Origin of the sequence: Dactylosporangium aurantiacum (assembly GCF_000716715.1) — a bacterium.
GTDB classification, from domain to species: domain Bacteria; phylum Actinomycetota; class Actinomycetes; order Mycobacteriales; family Micromonosporaceae; genus Dactylosporangium; species Dactylosporangium aurantiacum.
In genome coordinates, this window is record NZ_JNYJ01000011.1 from 157615 (window position 1) to 178542 (window position 20928).

General features: G+C 75.3%; 16 protein-coding genes and 1 pseudogene. 14 read left to right on the forward strand and 3 right to left on the reverse strand.

Features of this window, described 5'->3' with window-relative positions; all coding sequences use genetic code 11:
- Positions 1-2 precede the first annotated feature (2 nt).
- Together OP18_RS15260 and OP18_RS15265 are read left to right on the forward strand one after the other, a co-directional pair.
- Complete coding sequence (locus OP18_RS15260; protein ID WP_033359523.1) at positions 3-1241, forward strand: endo-1,4-beta-xylanase; 1239 nt, start codon at positions 3-5, stop codon at positions 1239-1241.
- 161 nt (positions 1242-1402) lie between these two features.
- A complete protein-coding gene (locus tag OP18_RS15265; protein WP_033359524.1) occupies positions 1403-2704 on the forward strand; it encodes a glycosyl hydrolase in 1302 nt (433 codons plus the stop codon).
- Here OP18_RS15265 and OP18_RS52525 read toward each other — a convergent pair.
- Entirely contained in the window at positions 2701-3561 is an 861-nt protein-coding gene (locus tag OP18_RS52525; RefSeq protein ID WP_052386758.1) for a S41 family peptidase, read from the reverse strand. The genes OP18_RS15265 and OP18_RS52525 overlap by 4 nt on opposite strands.
- 529 nt (positions 3562-4090) lie before the next feature.
- On the opposite strand from OP18_RS52525, the gene OP18_RS15275 reads away from it, so the two are divergent.
- The 4 genes and pseudogenes from OP18_RS15275 to OP18_RS52530 all read left to right on the forward strand — a co-directional run bounded on the left by OP18_RS15275 (position 4091) and on the right by OP18_RS52530 (position 7488).
- Entirely contained in the window at positions 4091-4348 is a 258-nt protein-coding gene (locus OP18_RS15275; protein WP_389250496.1) for a helix-turn-helix domain-containing protein, read from the forward strand.
- A 10-nt stretch (positions 4349-4358) separates the two neighbouring features.
- Positions 4359-4715: pseudogene (locus OP18_RS62545) on the forward strand (glycosyltransferase); the annotation flags it as partial.
- 410 nt (positions 4716-5125) lie between these two features.
- Entirely contained in the window at positions 5126-5458 is a 333-nt protein-coding gene (locus OP18_RS59620) for a glycosyltransferase (protein ID WP_245635387.1), read from the forward strand.
- Between the two features lie 116 nt (positions 5459-5574).
- The gene (locus tag OP18_RS52530) at positions 5575-7488 is read left to right on the forward strand and encodes an Hsp70 family protein (protein ID WP_052386759.1); all 1914 of its coding nucleotides are present in this window, start codon (positions 5575-5577) and stop codon (positions 7486-7488) included.
- On the opposite strand, the gene OP18_RS15290 is transcribed toward OP18_RS52530, so the two are convergent.
- Entirely contained in the window at positions 7379-9727 is a 2349-nt protein-coding gene (locus tag OP18_RS15290) for a GTPase-associated protein 1-related protein (protein ID WP_033359526.1), read from the reverse strand. The genes OP18_RS52530 and OP18_RS15290 overlap by 110 nt on opposite strands.
- Positions 9728-9907: 180 nt before the next feature.
- Positions 9908-10915 carry a hypothetical protein gene (locus tag OP18_RS15295; RefSeq protein WP_033359527.1) on the reverse strand — a complete coding sequence of 336 codons (1008 nt, stop codon included), beginning with the start codon at positions 10913-10915 and terminating at the stop codon, positions 9908-9910.
- A 516-nt stretch (positions 10916-11431) separates the two neighbouring features.
- Here OP18_RS15295 and OP18_RS15300 point away from each other — a divergent pair.
- The 8 genes from OP18_RS15300 (at position 11432) to OP18_RS15335 (ending at position 20908) form a co-directional block, all read left to right on the forward strand.
- The gene (locus OP18_RS15300) at positions 11432-11671 is read left to right on the forward strand and encodes a hypothetical protein (RefSeq protein WP_033359528.1); all 240 of its coding nucleotides are present in this window, start codon (positions 11432-11434) and stop codon (positions 11669-11671) included.
- 359 nt (positions 11672-12030) lie between these two features.
- Positions 12031-12606, forward strand: a complete 576-nt coding sequence (locus OP18_RS15305) for a TerD family protein (protein WP_033359646.1) — start codon at positions 12031-12033, stop codon at positions 12604-12606.
- A 305-nt stretch (positions 12607-12911) separates the two neighbouring features.
- Positions 12912-14093 (forward strand): HpcH/HpaI aldolase/citrate lyase family protein, encoded by a 1182-nt coding sequence (locus OP18_RS15310; protein ID WP_033359529.1) that lies wholly within the window; start codon positions 12912-12914, stop codon positions 14091-14093.
- A complete protein-coding gene (locus OP18_RS59625; RefSeq protein WP_052386760.1) occupies positions 14090-15523 on the forward strand; it encodes a phosphoribosyltransferase family protein in 1434 nt (477 codons plus the stop codon). Before OP18_RS15310 ends, OP18_RS59625 begins: the two co-directional genes overlap by 4 nt.
- On the forward strand, positions 15520-16674 hold the full coding sequence (locus OP18_RS59630; protein ID WP_052386761.1) for a cysteine protease StiP family protein: 1155 nt from the start codon (positions 15520-15522) through the stop codon (positions 16672-16674). The genes OP18_RS59625 and OP18_RS59630 overlap by 4 nt, the downstream gene beginning before the upstream one ends.
- 118 nt (positions 16675-16792) lie before the next feature.
- Positions 16793-17611, forward strand: a complete 819-nt coding sequence (locus OP18_RS15325) for an HAD family hydrolase (RefSeq protein ID WP_033359530.1) — start codon at positions 16793-16795, stop codon at positions 17609-17611.
- 29 nt (positions 17612-17640) lie between these two features.
- The gene (locus tag OP18_RS60560; RefSeq protein WP_033359531.1) at positions 17641-19143 is read left to right on the forward strand and encodes a TerD family protein; all 1503 of its coding nucleotides are present in this window, start codon (positions 17641-17643) and stop codon (positions 19141-19143) included.
- Positions 19144-19189: 46 nt separating this feature from the next.
- Complete coding sequence (locus OP18_RS15335; RefSeq protein WP_033359532.1) at positions 19190-20908, forward strand: TerD family protein; 1719 nt, start codon at positions 19190-19192, stop codon at positions 20906-20908.
- Positions 20909-20928 lie beyond the last annotated feature (20 nt).

Sequence of the window (20928 nt, forward strand, 5' to 3'; positions counted from 1 at the left end):
GGATGAGATTCACCAGACTGGTCAACGCGAGCGTCCTGGCCGTCGTGGCCGTGGCGTCGCTCAGCACCGTGGCCGCGTCCGCGCACGACGCGCGGCCGCCGAAGCCGCAGGAGCAGACCCTGCGGGCGCTCGCCGCCCGGCACGGCCTGTACTTCGGCACCGCCGTCGACCCCGCCGCGTACGGCGACGCCAGCGACCCGGCGTACAAGCGGACGGTCGACACGCAGTTCTCCACCGTCACCGCCGAGAACGCGATGAAGTGGGAGAGCCTCGAGCCGACCCGCGGCACGTACAACTGGGGGCCGGCCGACGCGCTGGTCGACGCCGCCGTGCGCAACCGGCAGCTGGTGCGCGGCCACGTGCTGGCCTGGCACAGCCAGCTGCCGGCGTGGGTCACCGCCGGCATCCAGGACGGCTCGATCGACGGCCCGAAGCTGCGGGCGCTGCTCAAGCAGCACATCACCGCCGTCGTGACCCACTTCAAGGGCCGCATCTGGCAGTGGGACGTGGTCAACGAGGCCGTCAGCGACCCGTGGGAGACGCCGAGCGCGATCCACCTCGGCGGCAACGCCGGGTCGTTCAAGCAGCAGTTCGCCGACCTGCTCGGCCCCGACTACCTCGCCGAGGCGTTCCGCACCGCCCGCGCCGCCGACCCGAAGGCGCTGCTGTTCTACAACGACTACAACATCGAGGCGTTCGGCGACGGCGGCCCGGGCGACAAGACCCAGTTCGTCTACGACATGGTCAAGCGGCTGCGGGCCGACGGGGTGCCGATCGACGGTGTCGGCAGCCAGGGGCACCTGGCCACCCAGTACGGCAACTACGACGTCTTCCAGGTCGCCGACGCGATGCAGCGCTTCACCGACCTGGGCCTGGCGGTCGCCCTCACCGAGGTCGACGCGCGGAGCCTGCTGAAGAACGCCGACGACCCGGCCCTGGCCGCCAACAGCGCCGACGTCAACGCCCGGGACCAGGCGGCGGCGTACAACTACCACGTGCTGCTGCAGGCCTGCCTGCTCAACCGGCACTGCCTGTCGTTCACGGTGTGGGGCTTCACCGACAAGTACTCGTGGATCCCGACCTGGTTCAAGAACCCGCCCGAGGGTGCCGGCTGCTTGTGGGACGCCGCGTACAACCCGAAGAAGTCGCTGCGGACCGTGCAGGGTGACCTGGCCGCGGCGGGTGCGCCGCTGGTGCAGCCGCGCATCCCGCAGGTGCCGCGCCAGCTGCCGCGCCGCTGACCGACGGGGGTGGGGGTGCCGGTGCCGCCGGAGCAGCTCCGGCGGCACCGGCACCGCGCTGGAAGCAGGGCCGGAGAGCGCTCTCTCAAGTTTGTCTTAGACTTTGATGAAGTCGCCGCAGCGAGGTTGCGACCGCGTGGCGCATCGGCGAGCTTGAGCGCATGACGTACGACCCGCCCGCCCACCGGCCTGCCCGCAGGCGCCCCCGCCGCCGGACCCTCGCGATCGCAGTGTCGGTCGCCGTGGTCGCCGCACTCGGCGTGCTCGGGCTCACCAACGCCACCGCCGCCACCGCCGGCCCGATCACCGGCATCGCCGCCAAGTGCGTCGACGTCGCCGGCGCGAACTCCGCCAACGGCACCGCGGTCCAGCTGTACACCTGCAACGGCACCGGCGCGCAGCAGTGGACCGTCGAGTCCGACGGCAGCCTCCGCGCCCTCGGCAAGTGCCTCGACGTCGCCGCCGCGTCCACCGCCGACGGGGCGAAGGTCCAGCTGTACGCCTGCAACGGCACCGGCGCCCAGCAGTGGACCGCGAGCGCCGGCCGGCTGATCAACCCGAACTCCGGCAAGTGCCTCGACGCGTCCGGCAACAGCTCCGCCGACGGCACCCGGCTGCAGATCTGGGCCTGCACCGGCGGCGCCAACCAGGCCTGGAAGCTGCCCGGGGCGGCCACCCCCACCAGCGGCCCGACCAGCGGCCCGACCAGCGGCCCGGCGAGCCCGACCGGGCCGCCCGCCGCGAAGAAGAAGGGCGTCAGCACCTGGCAGTTCCCCGGCCTGTCCGCCGCCGTCACGAACGTCGGCGCCGGCTGGTACTACAACTGGTCGCCCAGCAACGACAGCATGCCCGCCGCCGCGGAGTTCGTGCCGATGATCTGGGGCGCCGCCAACGTCACCGACGCGACCCTGGCCAAGGCGAAGAGCGAGGGCACCGTGCTGCTCGGCTTCAACGAGCCGGACCTCGCCGGGCAGGCCGACATGAGCGTCGAGCAGGCGCTGAGCCTGTGGCCGCGGCTGGAGTCGACCGGCATGCGCCTGGGCAGCCCGGCCGTCGCGTACGGCGGCAACACCCCCGGCGGCTGGCTCGACCGGTTCATGACCGGCGCCCGGCAGCAGGGCCGGCGGGTCGACTTCATCACCCTGCACTGGTACGGCTCCGACTTCAGCGCCGCCGCGGCCGGGCAGTTCGCCGGCTACCTCAAGGCCGTGCACGACCGGTACAACCTGCCGATCTGGGTCACCGAGTACGGCCTGATGAACTTCACCGGCACGCCGAAGTACCCGACCACGGCGCAGATCACCGCGTTCATCACCGCGACGACCACCCAGCTGCAGGCCACCACGTGGATCGAGCGGTACGCGTGGTTCTCGCTGCCCGCGGTCGGCGACTCGCTGCCGTACGGGCTGTACAAGGACGGCACGACGCCGACCCCCGCCGGTGAGGCCTACCGCGCGGCCTAGCCCGGGAAGCTGCCGGACAGGGCCGCGTCCAGCGCCTGGTCGACCGGGACGACCCGGTGGGGCACCACGCCGGTGCCCTCCCAGTTCGTCCCGGTCACGGCGTCCACCACGTACGCCCGCGGCACGTGCGCCAGGACGGTCGGCGCCAGGCGGACCGGCAGCACGTGGTCCGCCGCGCCGGGCGTCGCCTCGCCGACCACGAGGACCCGGTCACGGGCCCGCAGGTGGTACGCCAGGGCCTCCCCTGAGGAGAACGTGCCGGGCCCGACGAGCACGGTGGTGTCCAGCGTCAGCGCGCTGCCCGGTGGCCGGTCCGCCGTCCACCACTGCCGGCGGCCGTCCCGGTCGACGACCTCCGACAGCCGCACGGCCTCGTCGCCGAGCAGCCACCCGGCGATGAGCGCGACCGTCGCCGGGTCGCCGCCGCCGTTGGCGCGCAGGTCCAGCACGAGCCGCCGGGCGCCCCGGGCGAGGGTGAACGCGGCATCGACGTACGGCGCGGCCAGGCCCGCCTCGTCCAGCCCGTCGACGCGGATGAGGGCGGTGCCGTCGGGCAGGCGCCGCGCCTGCGACACCGACCCCGCGCGGGCCCGCACCGCCGCCGGGTCCTGCCGCGGCCACTGCCGCGCCTCGGTGTCCGGCGCGCCGGTGCCGTCCGGTTCGAAGATCAGCGCCACGTGCCGCGACACCCGCCAGGCGGCGGCCTCGACCCGCGCGCACAGCTCGGCGGTCACCGGCCGGTCGTCGTCGCGGAACGCCGCCAGCTCGGTCATGAGCGCGGCCTGCCGGTCGCCGTCGGGCATGAGCCGCCGCAGCCAGGTGGCGAGGCGGCCGGTGACGTCACGGACTGCGGTCATGTGCCGACCGTAGGGCAGGGTGGCCGCGGCAGGTGTACGCCGTCCGCGAACCACATCGGGTGAACCAAGGAAATCTCGTGCGGCGAACCTAGATTTTCGTGATCGGTCGAGGTAGCGTTTCAGGAGTCAAGAGAGAGACGCGTACACACGCTGACGCTGCCGCCCCGTCCGTGGGCGAAGGGACAGAGCCGCGCGATTGGCTGCGACTCCGTTCGTTTCGGCAAGTGCAGGACGACGAGAGGAAGGGGAGGGCTTTCACACCGTTGGATCGCCCGCCGTCGACCTTGGTCGGGCGAGCACCGCAGGTCCCATCGCACGAGAGGTGGTCTCCGGTCTGGCTGATGCGATCCCCGCACCCGGCGCCGAACGGCGCTGCGGACGCGGTATGACAATCCGGCACACGTGCCGGTAGATGGTGTTAGACCCAAAACCCTGGGCCCCGGTGCACGAGCGCCGGGGCCCTCGACCCGGAGGTGACGTGGCGCAGGCCGAACAGCAGCTGGACGACGACGACTTTCCCGCGTACACCATGGGCCGCGCGGCGGCGATCATCGGTGTCTCGCACGACTTCCTCCGCCGGCTCGGGGAGCTGAAGCTCATCACCCCGCTGCGCTCGCCCGGCGGGCACCGGCGGTATTCCAAGCATCAGCTGCGGCTCGCGATCCGGGCCCGCGAGCTGTGCGACCGCGGCACCCCGCTCGAGGCGGCGTGCCGCATCATCGTGCTGGAGGACCAGCTGGAAGAGGCGCTGCACGCCAACCGGGAGCCGCTCACCGAGATCGACTAGGGTCGGTCCCATGCGTGTGCTGTTCGTGTCCGCGCCGCTGCTGGGCCACGTCCTGCCGCTCGTCCCGCTCGCCGAGGCGCTGCGGCGGGCCGGGCACGAGGTCCTCATCGGCACCGCCGCCGACGCCCTCACGGCCGGGCGGACCAGGAAGCTGCCGACCGCCGACGTCGCCCCCGGCTTCTCCTTCGCCCGGGTCGCGCGGCGGATGATGCTGCGCCACCCGCTCGTCGCCCGCGCCGAGCTCGCCGGCACCGGCGGCACCCGCGGCGTCGCGCTGCTGTTCGGCGCCGTCAACGCGCGGCTCGTCGACGGCGTGGCCGCGCTCACCGACCGGTTCCGCCCCGACCTCGTCGTGTACGAGCCCCTCGCGGTCGCCGGTGCGGTCGCCGCCGCCCGGCGCGGCATCCCCGCCGTCCGCCACGAGAACAACCTCTTCGACGGCGCCGTCCTCGCCGCCGTGACCGCCGGGCCGGCGCTGCGCCGCCACCGCGTCGACACGCTGCCCGACCCGGTCGCCGCCGTCCAGCTCGCGCCGCCGGAGCTCGTCGGGGAGCGCCCCGGCCTGCCGATGCGGCACCTGCCCGGCCCCGCGGCGGAGCCGCCGGCGGCGTTCCCGGCCCGGCCGGGCCGGCCCCGCATCGCGGTGTCCCGCAGCACCGTCGCCGGCCCCGGCAGCGGCGGGATCATGCGCGCGGTCGTCGCGGTCGCCGCCGACGTCGACGCCGACATCCTGCTCGTCCGCCCGGAGCGGGGCCTGCCGGACCGGCTGCCCCGAACGTGTCGACCGCCGGCTGGGTGCCGCTCGACGCGCTCATGCCGACCCTCGACGCCGTCGTGCACCACGGCGGCGCCGGCACCGTCCTCGGCGCCCTCGCCGCCGGCGTGCCGCAGCTCGTCGTCCCCGGCCCCGGCGACCGCCGGCACAACGCCACGGTGGTGGAGCGCTCGGGGGCCGGGTGGGCGGTGTCGGCGGCGGCGATCAGCGCGGACCAGCTGCACCGGCTGCTGTCCGACTACGGCCTGCGCACGTCGGCGGCGAGGTTCCGGGCGAGCATCGCCGCCCGCCCCCACCCGGACGAGGTCGCCGCCCGACTGGCCGCCGCCGTGTGACACCGTCCGGCGGTCGCCCGCGGCGGCGGCGCGGACCGTGGCGGCGGCGCGGACCGTGGCGGCGGCCGTCTCGCGCAGTCGAGGCGGTCGATCCGGGCAGGGGTTACGCTGCGCCCGTGGACCGGCTCGCCATCGACCTCGGCACCTCCAACACGGTCGCCGTGCTGCGGGGCGGGGACGGCAGGGTCCGGCCGGTGCTGTTCGACGGGCGGGAGCAGCTGCCGTCCGCGGTGTACGCCGCACCCGGCGGCGCCCTGGTCGCGGGCCTGGACGCGGAGCGCCTCGCCCGTGCCGACCCGGCCGCCTACGAGCCCAACCCGAAGCGCCGCGTCGACGACGGCACCGTCCTGCTCGGCGCGCACGGCGTCGCCGTGGCCGACGCGCTCGCCGCGGTGCTGAGCGCGGTCGCCGAACGGGCCGGCCTGCGCCCCGCCGCCGTGGACCCGGCCACCGCCGGCCCGGCCGCTGGTTCGGCCGCTGGTTCGGCCGGTGATACGGCCGGTGGTGCAACCCGCGGTCCTGCCGGCGGCGGCCGTGCCGGTGGGACGGCCGGTGGGACGGCTGGTGGGACGGCCGGTGGGACGGCCGGTGGGACGGCCGGTGGGACGGCCGTGGTGCTGACGGTGCCCGCCGGGTGGGGGGCGCCGCGGCGGCAGGTGCTGCTCGACGCGGCCACGCGGGCCGGGCTCGGCCCGGTCGACCTGGTGAGCGAGCCGGTCGCCGCCGCCGCGTACGCCGCCGCCGGACCCGCCGGGGCCCTGCCGCCCGGCGCGGCGCTGCTCGTCGTCGACGCCGGCGCCGGCACCACCGACCTGGCCGTGGTCCGCGACGGCACGGTGGTCGCGCAGGGCGGCCTCGACGTCGGCGGCCTCGACGTCGACGCGGCGCTCGTCGGTGTCCTCGGCGGCGTGGTGTCCGCCGCCGCGCCCGAGGCGTGGCACCGTCTCGACGCCCCGGTCACCGCCGCCGACCGCCGGGACCGGCTGCTGCTGTGGCAGGAGGTCAGGGCCGCGAAGGAGAGCCTGTCCCGGATCGCCGTCGCGCCCGTCCACGTGCCGGGCTGCCCGGCCGGGACGCACCTGACCCGCGACGAGCTCGTGTCGGTCGCCGCGCCGCTGCTCGCGCCCGTCGCCGACCTCGCCGAGGACCTCGCCCGCTCCAGCGGCGGCATCGGCGGCGTGCTCCTCGTCGGCGGCGGCAGCCGGCTGCCGGTCCTGGCGGGCCTGCTGCACACCCGGCTCGGTGTCGCGCCCGTCGCCGTCGAACGCCCCGAGACCGTCGTCGCCGAAGGCGCCCTGCTCGCCGCGCCCCCGCCGGCGTCCGCGCCCGCGGCCGCCGCGCCGCCGGCCGCCGGTCCGATCGACGCGGCGCCGCGCACCGCGCCGCGACGCCGGTGGCGGCGGTGGCGCAGCCCGGCCGTCGTGCTGCTGGTGCTGCTGTGCTTCGCGCTGCCGTTCGCCACCGTCTCGTGCGAGCCGCTCGACGGCTACGGCCGCGCGCAGCGTGGCGGGACGACCGGGTACACCGCGTTCGACCTGGCGTTCGGCGGCACCCCGGACGTCCGGCCCGCCGCACAGCTGCGCCCGCCCGACCCGCGGCACCCCGACCGGCTCGACCCGCAGCCGCCGCACCTGGCCACGCTGCTGCTGCTCGCCGCGATCCTCGCGGTCACCGGCGGCCTCGCCGACGAGCGGCGCCGCCGGGCGGCGAACGCCGCGCTCGCCGGGCTCGCCGTGGCGGCCCTCGCCGCCGGTCAGCTCATCGTCACCGACCGGCTCGCCGGCGCGGTCGCCGCGCAGAGCCGCCTGCCCGAGGGCAAGACGGCCGGGGACATGGTCGGCACCGGCGTCGGGTTCTGGCTGTCGGTCGTCCTGCTGGGCGCCCTGGCCGTCGCCAACGCCGTCGGCGCGGGCCGGGCGGTCAGTGGCCGCCGAACGGGTGGATCAGCCGGCTCATCCGCCGGTGCCCGCGCACGTGCTCCAGGTAGCCCTCCCACGACGCCGACCACGCCGGGCCGAACGCCGCGATGAGCTCGCCGACCCGGTGCAGCTGGCGGCCCGAGGCGCGGGTCACCCAGCGCAGCACGGGCGCGGTCAGCACCGGCCGCAGGCCGCGGCTGTCGAGGTTGTGCATCAGGTGGTACGCGACGACCGCGTGCCGCTCGTCGCCCGGCTTGCGCAGCAGGCCGTGCAGCAGCGCGACGTAGTGCTCGACGACGCCGGGGTGCCGGCGCAGCACCGCGAGCAGCTCCCGCGGCGGGGCGCTGGCGGCCAGGGCAGCGGCGACCCGGTCGGCGCGGAGGCCGACCAGGCGGGTGGGCAGCTCCTCCAGCTCGTGCAGCAGCGCGACCGTCGCGCCGTCGCCGGCCGCCGGGCCGGTGGTCAGCCGCCGCACCACGGCGTGCAGCACCCGGTCGTCGGCGAGCAGCTGGAACAGCAGGCGGTGCCGGGGGACCAGGCCCGCGTCGACGAGCAGGTGCCCGACCTCGACGTCCTCCTCGGTCAGCGGCGCCTCGCCGACGAGCCGGCGGATGAGCCCGTCCAGGACGGCCGGCGGCAGCACGACCCCGGCGGGGGCGAGCCGCTTGACCAGCCGCAGCTCGGCGACGGTCGGCGGGGTGAGGCCGTACAGTGCCGCCGCGGTCCAGGTGAACCGGTCCGGGTCGTGCGCGGCCGCGGTCAGCTGCGCCTCCACGAAGCCGGCGCGGTCCTCGCCGTGCTGGACGGCGCCGGCGAGGACGACCTCCGCGAGGGGCGCCTCGAGCGAGTCCAGCCGCGGCAGCAGCCACCGCCACCAGCCGGCGCCGACGTCGCGGCGCCGCCCCGGCACGGCCTTGACGCGCCGGGTCAGCTCGCCGATGAGGGCGTGCGCGAGGCGGTCGCCGCACGGCCAGCGGTCCGGGTCGTAGCCGGCGCCGGGATGGTCGGCCCAGTGCTCGACGAGGTCGCGTCCCCGGTCGGCGAGGTCGGACAGCTGGACGTCCAGCCCGTGGCGGGACGCGACCCGCAGCAGCGCCTCGAACCCCGCCGGTGCCGGCCCGGCGTTCAGGGCGGCGAGGACGAACCGCCGGGCGGCGGCCGCGTCCGCGGCGCTCCACTCACCGGCGGGCAGCGGCGCCGGTGCCCGCTCGCCGGTCCGGGCGCGCAGCGCGGCGGCCTCGGTCTCGGCGCGCAGCAGCGCGAGGCGGACCTCGGCGGCCCGCCCCGGCAGGTGCCCGGCCGCGCCGGCGGCGTCCAGCTCCTCCAGGACCGGCAGCGGCCAGTCCGTCACCGTCACCGCGAACGCGGCCGCGACGCCGGTCGCGTACCGGCCGCGCAGGTCCTCGGGGCCGGTGCGCAGCCACCCGGCGACGGCCAGGGCGTGCGCCGGGCCCGGCTCGCGGCGCAGGACGGCGGCCAGCGCGAGGTCGGTGGCCGCGTCCGGCTCCAGCCCGCACGCCGCGGCGACGTCGACGGCCTCGACGACCTCGCCCGGGTCGTGTTCGAAGAACAGCTCGGCCCAGCGGGCGGCGTGCCGGGTCGGCGCGGCGCCGGTGCACGCCCCGGTCGCCAGGTCGAACACGGCCCACGGCACCGGCCCGGTGCCGTCCGGCAGCGCCGCGGCCGGTGGCCCCGCGTGGGCGGCGGCCAGCAGGTCCGGGGCGTCGTCCGGGTGCACGCCGACGACCGGCACGGCCGCGGTGGCCGGGTCGGCGAAGACGGCGAACCCGAGCGCCAGGGCGTCCGCGCGGGGCAGCAGCAGCGTCCCGGCGACCAGCCACTCGACGGTCCGGGCGAGGTCCGCGCCGATCAGCACGACCCCGGGCCCGCCGGGCCGGCCGGCCCGGCGCAGCGCCGCCACCAGCGCCGGCAGCATCGCAGCGCCGCCGGGGTGGGCCAGCACGCACTCCCGGACCAGCGACGGGGTCAGGGTGGTCGTCGGCTCCCCGGCGGCGGCCGGCGACCAGAACGGGGCGCCGAACAGCTGCGCCGGGCGCAGGGTGCCGTAGTCGGCCGGGTCGGCGGTGACCAGGCCGTGGGTGACGCGGCTGCCGTCGCCGGCGTGCCGCTCGACCGTCGTGGCGTACGTGCCGCCGGCCGTGACGTGCCCGAACGACGCCGGCAGCGACGGGTCCGGGTCGGGTGTCCTGGCCTCGTACCGCACGAACGTCCGCTCGGCCGGGGCCGCCGGGGGCTGCGGGGCGGGCCGGCCGCCGGTGCGGATGCGCGTCTCGATCCTGGGGGTGCCGGTGCCCGTGGCCGCCGCCGTGTGACGCGCCTCGTCGTGCATGTCGTCGCTCCTATCCAGGCCGGCCCGTGGTTCGGCGCTCTCTGACGGACCGGTCCGCCGGAGCGCGCCACGGGGCGCCCGGACAGGGCGCCCGAACGGGGCGCCTGAAGGGGCGCTGGCGACGGCACCACTGTTACGGGGCGACGGTGGGCGGCGACGACGAAGCCGCTGAGGCTGGGGTCACAGGTCCTCGACGATGGCGAGGACCGCGACGGCGATGCGGGAGATGCGGTCCCGGTCGCGCAGGAGCCGCCCGACGTGCTCGCCCTCGGCGTCGCTGAGCTGCGGGCGGCCGTCCAGGGCCGGCACGGCGCCGCCACCGAACGCGACCTCGATCACCTCGGCGACCACGGTGTGCGGGTCCTCGCCGGCGAGCAGGCGGGTCCGCATCGCGGTCATCGCCAGGTGTGCCAGCTCGCGCATGTACAGGTCGTCGCGCTCGCCCGCGTCGACCAGGCTCAGCGCCGGGGCGAGCGGGGTGCCGCCCGGGCTCTCCGGCGCGAAGCGGGGCACCGGCACGTGCTTGTGGCCGAGGGGGCCCTCGACGTACCGCTCGTACCACTCCCGCTTGGCGCGCATGACCCGCAGGACGGTCTCGATGTCGGCGCGCACGGCGGTGTCGGAGCCGGTGTCCCAGTCGCCGGTGAACCGGCAGCGCAGCGCGGCCCAGCTGTCGACCGGCCACACCTGCGACCCCGCGGTCACCGGGTTGCCGACCCAGTTGAGCATCTGCACGGCGAGGTGGACCAGCCAGCGGTCGCCGCCGAGCCCGTCGACGAGCCACTTCGGGGCGCGGGGGCGCTGCAGGGCGCCGATCTCGCCGCGGCGGCGCCGGTGCCCGTTGACGGTCGCGGAGTTGATGAGCCCGCAGATCCAGGCGTCGAGGTTGTCGATCGGGGCGGTCGCGCGGCGTACCACGTCATGGACGACCGCCTCGACGTCGTCGTGGAACCGGTCGAGACAGTCGTCGGCGAGGTGCCGCACCGAGACGGCGCACGCCGGGTGCCCCCGCCGCCGCTCGAGCCCCTGCGTCAGCCCGGTGTAGACCACCGGGTAGACCACCGAGTAGGTGCCGCGGGTCAGCCGCCGCCGCCGCGGCTCGTCGGCGTCGGCGACGGTCGCCGCGAGCGTCCCGGCCCTGGCCAGGCCGCGGACCTCGTCGGCCGCCGTCGGACTGCGTCGAGGCATGACGATTCCCCTTCAACAATGTCGAGCCGCGGGACGCGAGCACGGATGGTGCGCCGAATCGCCTTCTTGAACGCACCTGTCAGTCTCGCATCGCAGATACCGAAGGGAACGGCACGAACCGGCGAATCGGAGGTCGATCAGACCGAGCCGGGTCACCTTTCCGGTTGATACCGGCGTCGATCCGGCACACCGCGGAGGTGCCGTCCGCCCGCTGTCACCGGGAACGGACGACCCCGGCCGGGGGCGGCCGGCGCACCTCGCACCGCATTGCCGGGCGCCAATATATTTGATCTGACGGCGACGGTTCGCCAGGCGAAAGCGCAACGGGTGGTGCGCCGATCTTCCGGTGCCGTCCGTCAGTGTGCTTCCGGGCGGTGCAACCACGCCCCAGGATCCGAGCGCGGAGGTCGCCGTGATGCGCAGTTCCACCGGGCCGGTCCCGGCCGGTTCTTCCGGCCGGACCCCGTTGCCCGCGACGGGAGGCCGTCCGGGCGCGGGTCTGGGAGCATAGGCGCCATGGCCACTCCGCCCGCCGACCCGCCCGCCGACCGGATCACCGAGCTGCTGCACCGTGAGCTGCGCACCGCGCGGTCGACGGCGATGGACGAGGGCAAGAGCCCCGACGAGATCACCGCGGACCTGACCGAGCGGGTCCGCCGCCTGCGCCGCCTCAACGCCAGCGGCTGGCGGCCCGGCACGCCCGAGCCCGACACCGGCGACGAGCACCCGCCCGCGCCGGAGCAGGCCACGCCCTGACGGGTCCCGCGCGGTTCACAGCGAACTCGCAGCAACGGGGTCGCGGCCGCCCCGCCCCGCCCGCGCGGCACCGGGCGCCGGATCCGGCGCAGCCGTGCTGACCTGCGGCGATCCGCCTGACGGCCGGGCCGCGGCGGCGGCCGGCGGGTCCGGATGTCGATCAGTGATTTGGGGCGGAGCACTACACTCCGACATGAATTTCCGGTGCAGCCGATCGCTGCTGTCGTCAGAGGCTCCGCTGATCTGCGACGCTTTCCGCGACGGTCGGCACATTTCACGGCGGCCCGTAACGGTCCGGAGCAGTCCGGGCCACCTGTGCAGCAGCGGGGGTCCCCCCGCATACCGAGTTGGAGGAGTTCGTGGGAGTCAGCCTCAGCAAGGGCGGCAACGTCAGCCTCACCAAGCAGGCGCCTGGTCTGACGGCCGTCACCGTCGGTCTCGGCTGGGATGTCCGGACCACGACCGGGGCCGAGTTCGACCTGGACGCCAGCGCGATCGTCTGCGGCGAGTCGGGCAAGGCAATCTCAGACCAGCACTTCGTGTTCTTCAACAACCTGGCCTCGCCGGACGGCACCGTCAAGCACCTCGGTGACAACACCACCGGTGAGGGCGAGGGCGACGACGAGCAGATCAACGTCGACCTGGCCGCCCAGGGCGCCGACGTGGCCAAGATCGCCTTCCTCGTGTCGATCTACGACGCCGAGACCCGCGCACAGTCCTTCGGGCAGGTGTCCAACGCCTACATCCGGGTCGTCGACCAGGCCAGCGGCGCCGAGCTCGCGCGCTACGACCTGTCGGAGGACGCGTCGACCGAGACCGCGATGGTGTTCGGCGAGCTCTACCGCAACAGCGGCGAGTGGAAGTTCCGGGCCGTCGGCCAGGGCTACGCGTCCGGCCTCGCGGGCATCGCCCGCGACTTCGGGATCAACGTCTGAAACACACTGTTCACCGGCGGATGCGGTGACGCTTCGCATTTGCCGTGTTGACTGGTGCCGCCCGGACGCAAGTCCGGATTCTTACCTGAATCCGGTTCATGTTTGTTCGTTTCAGTACCATCGCCGCGGGTCGCCCTCCAGCCGGACGGACGGCCCGCGGTGCCGTACCGGGGGCAGCGCTACCAGCCGCAACCACGGACTCACCCAGACGACCGCCGGCCGGACCCGGCACCCACGCGCGCACCGCGTCGCGCCGGCGCACCAGCACACCGTTACCCGCCCGGGCCGAGAAGAAAGGACACCGAGTGCGCTACTTCTCCCACCTGGTCGGGGTGTCGGACGACGAGCTGTTCCACCAGCTGCCGACCGCCTTCTCCCAGGACAGCCCGCCCGAGACGCTCGCGATGGCGCTCGGCGCGACCCTGTACTCGCCGGCGGTGCGCCCGCGCCTCGCCGAGGACATCGTGCGCTGCCACGCCGAGGGCGTGATGAGCATGGTCGGCTGCCTGGAGGACTCGATCCGCGACAGCGAGGTCCCCGCGGCGGAGCTCAACCTCGCCGACCAGCTGCGCCTGCTGGCCCGCATGGACACCGGCGGACCGCTGGTCTTCGTCCGGGTCCGCAACCCGGAGCAGATCTACCGGCTCGCCGACCGGCTCGGCGACGACCTGCGGATCCTCAGCGGGTTCGTGCTGCCGAAGTTCCGTCCCGACGCGTCCGGCCTGGCCGGGCTGAAGGCGGTCCGTGAGGTCGCCGACGGCAGCGGCCTGCCCCTGTACGCGATGCCGGTCCTCGAGACGCCGGAGATCGCCTACCAGGAGACCCGGCTGTCGACGCTGCTCGCGGTGCGTGACATGCTCGACCAGAACCGTGACCGTGTGCTGGCCGTGCGGGTCGGCGCGACCGACCTGAGCAGCATCTACGCGCTGCGCCGGACCGCGGAGCTGACCGCGTGGGACGTCAGCGTCGTGGCCACGATCCTGACCGACATCGTCAACGTGCTGGCCCGCCGCGACGGCAAGGGGTACGAGGTGACGGGCCCGGTGTGGGAGTACTTCTCCGGCGGCGAGCGGGTGCTGAAGCCGCAGCTGCGGGTCACGCCGTTCGAGGACCACGACCCGATGCTGCGCACGAAGCTCGTCCGGCAGTCCCTCGACGGCCTGATCCGCGAGATCATGCTCGACAAGGCCAACGGTATGGTCGGCAAGACGGTGATCCACCCCAGCCACGCGGCGGCCGTGCACGCGCTCAGCGTCGTCAGCCACGAGGAGTACTGCGACGCCAAGGCGATCTGCGAGGACTACGCCGGCGACGGCGGCGGCGGGGTGCTGCGCAGCGTGTACATGAACAAGATGAACGAGGTGCGGCCGCACCTGTCCTGGGCGGAGCGGACCCTGGTCCGCGCCCGGATCTTCGGGGTGGCCGCCGAGGGCCTCGGCTTCGTGGACTTCCTCGACGCCGCGGTCAGCAGGGAGCACGTCGCTTGAACGGCAGCGCACCGATCTGGTCCGGCACCTGGGTCACCGAACGGCTCGGCGTCCGGCTCACCGACGCCGGGACCGCAGCCGATGCCGGCACCGCAGCCGGCACCGACACCGGAGCCGGCACCGGGACCGAAACCGGCACCGGGACCGGAGCAGGGACCGGCGCCGCCGGCCGGCGCGTGGCGGACCTCGCCGGCCTCGCCGTGCGGCGCAACCCGCGCCGCGCCCACCTGGTCGTGTCGCAGGTCCTGGGCAAGCACGTGCCGGCCGGCCCGCACGTGATCTACGCCGCCGGCCGGCTGCTCGGCCTGCGGGCCGCCGCGGTCCTGGGCGCCGAGGACCCGCCCGCCGGCGACTGGGACACCGTGGAGTTCGACGAGGTCAAGCTCCCCGGCGGGCCGCCGCTGGTGGTCGGCTTCGCCGAGACCGCGACCTGCCTCGGGCACGTCGTCGCCGACAGCTTCGCCGACGCCGACTACCTGCACTCCACCCGCCGGTCCGTGCCGGGCGTGCCGCTGCTGGGCACGTTCGACGAGGCGCACAGCCACGCCACCGAGCACCTGCTGCTGCCCGCCGACCCCGGCTGGCTCGACCGCGACGGCCCGCTGGTCCTCGTCGACGACGAGCTGACCACGGGCCGCACCGCGGAGGAGACGATCCGCGCGCTGCACGCCGTGCGCCCCCGGGAGCGGTACGTGCTCGCCGCCCTGCTCGACCTGCGCACCGCCGCGGACCGGCCGCGCTTCGCCGCGCTCGGCGAGGCCCTCGGCACCCGGGTCGACGTGGTGTCCCTCGCCGCCGGGGAGGTGCGGCTGCCCGCCGACGTGCTGGAACGCAGCGCCGACCTCGTCGCGTCGCTGGACGTGCCGCGGCCCGCCGCGGCCACCACGCGGGCGCCAGTGACCAGGCTCGACGCCGGCTGGCCCGCCGGCCTGCCGGAGGGCGGGCGGCACGGGTTCGCCGCCGCGCACCGCCCCGCGCTGCTGGAGACGGTCGGGCAGGTCGCCGGGCAGGTCGCGGCGGGGCTGCCGGACGGCGCCCGGGTGCTGGTGCTCGGCAGCGAGGAGCTGATGTACGCGCCGCTGCTGCTGGCCCGGGCCCTGACCCGGCTGCACCCCGGCGAGGTGCGGTGCTCCTCGACGACGAGGTCGCCGGTGCTGCCCGTGGACGAGCCCGGGTACGCGATCCGGACCCGGCTGACGTTCCCCGCGCACGACGGCACCGACACCGGCACGCCACGGTTCGTCTACAACGTCGCCGGGGCCGGCTTCGACCGCATCGTGCTGGTCGTCGACCGCACCGGCGACACGCCGGCGCTCTGGGAGACCGGGGGGCTGGTGGCGGCGCTGCGCGGAGTCTGCAAGGGTGTCACGGTCGTCGTCATCCCGGACCTCCGGCCGGCCGAACAGGATCCGCAGGAAGGAACCCGGTGAACGTCCCACCCCCGCTGCACGGCCCGCAGTTCTCCTCCTACGCCGCGGACGAGGTGAGCTGGCTGCTCACCGACCTGTCGCACGTCGCGCTCGAGGCGCCGGCGGAGGAGCGCGAGGCGATGATGCAGGCGAAGGCCGGGCACTACGCCGAGTCGCTGCCGGTGGAGTACCAGCCGACGGCGGAGTACCTGGAGCTGTTCCACCAGGCGCTCGCCGCGTCGGCGGCCCGGGTCGCGCACGCCGTCGGCGTCGTCACCGAGCTGGTCGTCGCCGCCCGGCGGACCCCGGTGCTGGTGTCCCTGGCCCGGGCCGGCACGCCCGTCGGCATCCTCATGCGCCGCTGGGCGCGGTTCGCGCACGGCGTCGACCTGCCGCACTACGCGGTGTCGATCGTGCGTGGCCGGGGCATCGACGGTGTGGCGATGCGCTACCTGGCCGGCCACCACGACCCGGCGCACGTCATGTTCGTCGACGGCTGGACCGGCAAGGGCGCGATCTGCCGCGAGCTGCGCGAGGCGGTCACCGACCTCGCCGCGGCCGGCGGGCCGGTCTTCGACCCGGAGCTGGCGGTGCTCGCCGACCCCGGCGGTTGCACCACGGTCTTCGGTACCCGCGACGACTTCCTGATCCCGTCGGCCTGTCTCAACTCGACGGTGTCGGGCCTGGTGTCGCGCACCGTGCTCAACGACCGGCTGATCGGCCCCGGCCAGTTCCACGGCGCCAAGTTCTACCGGGAGCTGGCCCCCGGCGACGTGTCCGGGCTGTTCCTGGACGCGGTCACGGCCCGGTTCGCCGAGGTCGCCGACCGGGTCGCCGCCGACTGGCCGGCCCTCGCCGCGACGGACCGCACCCCCGACTGGAGCGGCTGGCGCATCGCGGTGCGGCTCGCGGAAGAGTACGGGCTCGACGACATCAACCTGCTCAAACCCGGCGTCGGCGAGACGACCCGGGTGCTGCTGCGCCGCACCCCGTGGCGGGTGCTGATCCGTCCCGACGCCCGCGCCGACCTCGGGCACATCCTGCTGCTCGCCGAGGACGTCGGCGTGCCCGTCGACGAGGTCGAGGACCTGCCGTACGCGTGCGTCGGCCTGATCCGCCCCCGCGGCAGGCGTCCCGTGGCGGTCGCGTCCCAGGAGGCGGTCCACCAGTGAGCGGCCCGGAGCGGAGCGGAGGAGCTGCGAACCATGGGTTCAGTGTTGGCTCGCGGCGGCGCCGGAGCGCAGCGGAGGTGACGGCGTGAGCGGCCCGGAGCGCAGCGGAGGAGCTGGCGTGAGCACGGTCGTCGCCACGGACCTCGACGGCACCGTGATCTTCTCCGAGAAGGCGATGTCGCACGGGCCGGTGCGCCCCGCCGACGAGGACCTGGTGCCGGTCGACGTCGACGGCGACCGGGTGTACGCGTACATGACCACCACGGTCGTGCGGCAGTGGACGGACCTGGCCGGCGCCGGGGTGGTCATCCCCGCGACGACCCGGTCCGTGGAGCAGTACCGGCGGCTGCGGCTGCCCGGGCAGCGCCCGCCGTCCGCGGTGGTCTGCAACGGCGCCCGGCTGCTCGTCGGCGACGAGTCCGACGCCGCCTGGGAGCGGCGGGTGCGGCAGCGGCTCGCCGCCGGCGGCGCGTCGTTCGACACGGTGTGGCGGGAGGCGCAGCGCTGGCGCGAGCAGCGCGGCTTCGACGCCGTGCGGGCCGTGGAGGACTTCTTCATCTACCTCACGGTCAAGCAGCGCGAGCCGTGGCTGTCGGCGTTCGCCGAGGAGGCCGCCGACTGGGGACGGATCAACGGCTGGCGGGTCTCGTTGCAGGGCCGGAAGCTGTATCTTCTGCCCACCGGCCTGGACAAGGCCGCCGCGGTGGCGCACGCCGCCGAGCGGCTGGGCGCGGACCGGGTCGTCGCCGGCGGGGACTCCCTGCTGGACGCCGACATGCTCCGGGCGGCGCACGCGGCGATCCGGCCGGCGCACGGGGAGCTGCACCTCACCGGCTTCACCTCGCCGCACTGCCTGACCACGGCATCCGCGGGTGCGGCGGCCGGCGACGAGATTCTCGAGTGGTACGTGGCGCAGACCGGCGACGGTCGGCCTTGACGGACATCTGACAAGAGGGGAACCAACGCATGGCCACCATGCTGGTGAAGGGCCAGAACACCGCACTGACCGCCAACGACGTGCGCGTCGTGGTCGAGGTCGGGGTTGCCACCGACCTGTCCGCGCTGCTGGTCACGTCGGCCGGCAAGGTGCGCTCCGACGCCGACTTCGTCTTCTACAACCAGCCGCAGGGCCCGGGCGTCTCGGTGCGCGACACCGGCGGCGGCAAGTGGGAGGCGGCGGTGTCCACCGCGGCGATCCCGGCGGACGTCGACAAGGTCCGCGTGGTGGTCAGCGTCGACGGCACCGGGCAGCGGTTCGGGCAGTTCGCGCCGCCGGTCGCGCACGTGTACGACCAGGCCGGCACCGAGCTCATCCAGTACGTGGTGACCGGGCTGGACACCGAGAGCATGGTGATCGCGCTGGAGATCTACCGGCGCGGCGCCGACTGGAAGGTCCGGGCCGTCGGCCAGGGCTACGCCGGCGGCCTCGCCGACCTGGTCCGCGACCACGGCGTGTCCGTCGACGACGCGCCGGCGCCCGCCGCCACCCCGGCCCCGCAGTCCGCCCCGCCCGCGCCGCAGTCCGCCCCGCCGGCCCCGCAGTCCGCCCCGCCGGTCAGCAACGTGCCGATGGCCCCGCCGCCGCCGCAGCCGCCCGCCGCGCCGGTGTACACGATGCCCGCGCAGACCGCGCCGGCGCACGTGGCGCCCCCGCAGGAGACGCCGGCGTACGGGCAGAACACGCCGCAGCACAACCCGCCGCCGTACGGCCAGCAGCCCCCGGCCGCCCCCGGTTACGGCCAGCAGCCCCCGGCCGCGCCCGCGTACGGCCAGCAGCCGCCCGCCGCGCCCGGCTACGGTCAGCAGCCGCCGGCCGCGCCCGGGTACGGCCAGCAGCCGCCGGCGCCGCCGCAGCCCGCCACCCCGCCGCAGGACGCGCCGGTCGGCGGCCCGGGCGGCCCGGTCAACCTCAGCAAGGGGCAGCGGGTCTCGCTGCGCAAGCAGGACGGCTCGTCGCTCAGCCTGGTCCGCATGGGCCTGGGCTGGGACCCGCTGAAGAAGCGCGGCCTGTTCGGCAACCGCGAGGTCGAGATCGACCTGGACGCCTCGGCGATCCTGTTCGCCGACCACCAGCCGGTCGACATCGCGTTCTTCAACCAGCTGCGCAGCAAGGACGGCTCCGTCCAGCACACCGGCGACAACCGAACCGGTGCCGGCGACGGCGACGACGAGTCGATCATGGTCGACCTGAACCGGGTGCCCGCCCACGTCACCACGATCATCTTCGTGGTCACCTCGTACGAGGGGCACACCTTCGCCCAGGTCGAGGCGGCGTTCTGTCGGCTGGTGGACGAGACGACCCGCGCGGAACTGACCCGCTATACGCTCTCCGGCGGCACGCCGAGCACGGGCATGGTCATGGCGAAGCTGCACCGCGACGGCAACAGCTGGAAGATGACGGCGATCGGCGAGCCACTGAACGCCAAGCAGCCGCTGGAGATGATCCCGCAGCTGGGTCGCTTCCTGTAGGCGCGGCAGTCAGCAGTCCGGGTTCCGTCGGCATCGGGAGGGAAACATGACGCTGGCCTTCGTCAAGGGGCAGAACGCGCCCCTGGCGGCGCAGCGGCTCAGGATCATGGTCGACGCCGCGATCGCGGTCGACCTGTCGGCGTTGCTGCTCGCCGAGACGGGACGCGTCCGGTCCGACGGTGACTTCGTCTTCTACAACCAGCCGTCGGCGCCCGGGCTGACCTGGCTCACCGGCGGCGCCGGCGGGGCGCAGCGGGTCGAGATCGACCTGACCGCGGTCCCCGCCGACGTCGACCGGGTCATCGCGGTGATCAGCCCCGACGACCGCACCATGACGTTCGGCGCGGGCCCCGCGCCGGTCGCCCGCCTCGTCGAGGAGACCGGCGCGGAGCTCGGCACGTTCACCATGGGCGGGCTCAGCGAGGAGCGCGCCGTCATCGCCTGGGAGCTGTACCGCCGCGCCGGCGCGTGGAAGGTCCGGGCGATCGGCCAGGGGTACTCCGGCGGGCTGGCGCAGCTCGTCGCCGCGCACGGGGTGGACGTCGAGCAGGAGGAGCCGCAGCCGGCCGCGGTCACCGGCTCGCCGCACTTCCCGGGCACCCCGTCCCAGCACTTCCCGGGCACCTCCTCGCCGCACTTCCCCGGCCCGTCCGGGACGCCGGCCGCCGCGCAGCAGCCGGTGCAGGAGATCGGCGGTCCCCCGCAGGAGCGGCTGTACCAGCAGGTGTGGTCGATCTTCCAGGACGCGGCCCGGTCCACCTCGGCGCTGCGCTCCGCCATCGGCTACGCCGAGCAGCGCCGCGACAACGAGGTCGGTGAGCTGCTCAACGACCCGCGGCTGCGCAACTCCCCGCAGACGGCCGCGGCCCGCGCCGAGGCCGACCGCCGCTACGAGGAGCTGGTGCGCCGCGCCGAGGCCGACCGCCGCCGCGACGTCGACCAGCTCGTCGCCGAGCTCCAGGGCCTGTCGACGACCCTGCCGGCGCCCCTCGCGGCGTGGGACAGCCCGCGGTGGCGGGACTGGCGCCTGCCGGAGACGATGACGGTCGGCATCCGCGTCGGTGACGTGCACGTGCCGGAGACGCCGCAGCTGCGCATCCCGCTGCTGTTCCGGCTGCCGCTGCTGCGGGCGCTGTGGATCGACTCGACCGGCGCGGACCGCGACGCCGCCGTGGCGATGGCCCGCTCCGTCGTGGTCCGGCTCCTCGCCGCGCACCCGCCGGGCCAGCTCAGCGTGTCGGTCGCCGACCTCGCCGGCGGCGGCGCCGCGGCCCGCGCGCTCGACCTCGGCGGCGCGCCCGGCGCCGGGTCCACGATGCCCGTCGCGGCGACCCCGCAGGCGCTCAGCGAGATGCTCGAGCACCTCGTCGAGCGGGTCGACCTGGTGCAGATGGCGATGCGGGCCGGCGCGATGGGCGGCGGACCCCAGGACAACATCGACGGCGGCCGGCGGCTGCTGGTGCTGCACGACTTCCCGTACGGCTTCGACGAGCGCTCCGTCGCGCACCTGCACTACCTGCTCAACGAGGGCCCGGAGGCGGGCGTGCACGTGCTGATGGTCGCCGACCCGGCGGACTCCTCGACGCTCGGCCCGCTCGTCGGGGCGGTGTGGCGGTCGATGGCCCGGCTGCCGGTGCTGGCCGGCGACCACATGGGGGACCCGTGGGTGGGGCTGACCTGGACGTTCACGCCGGACGTGGCGACCGGCAGCACCGCCGTCGAGGAGATCCTGGCCCGCCTGGCCCGTCAGGCGGAGGGGCAATGATCCGGCACTGCCGTACCCCG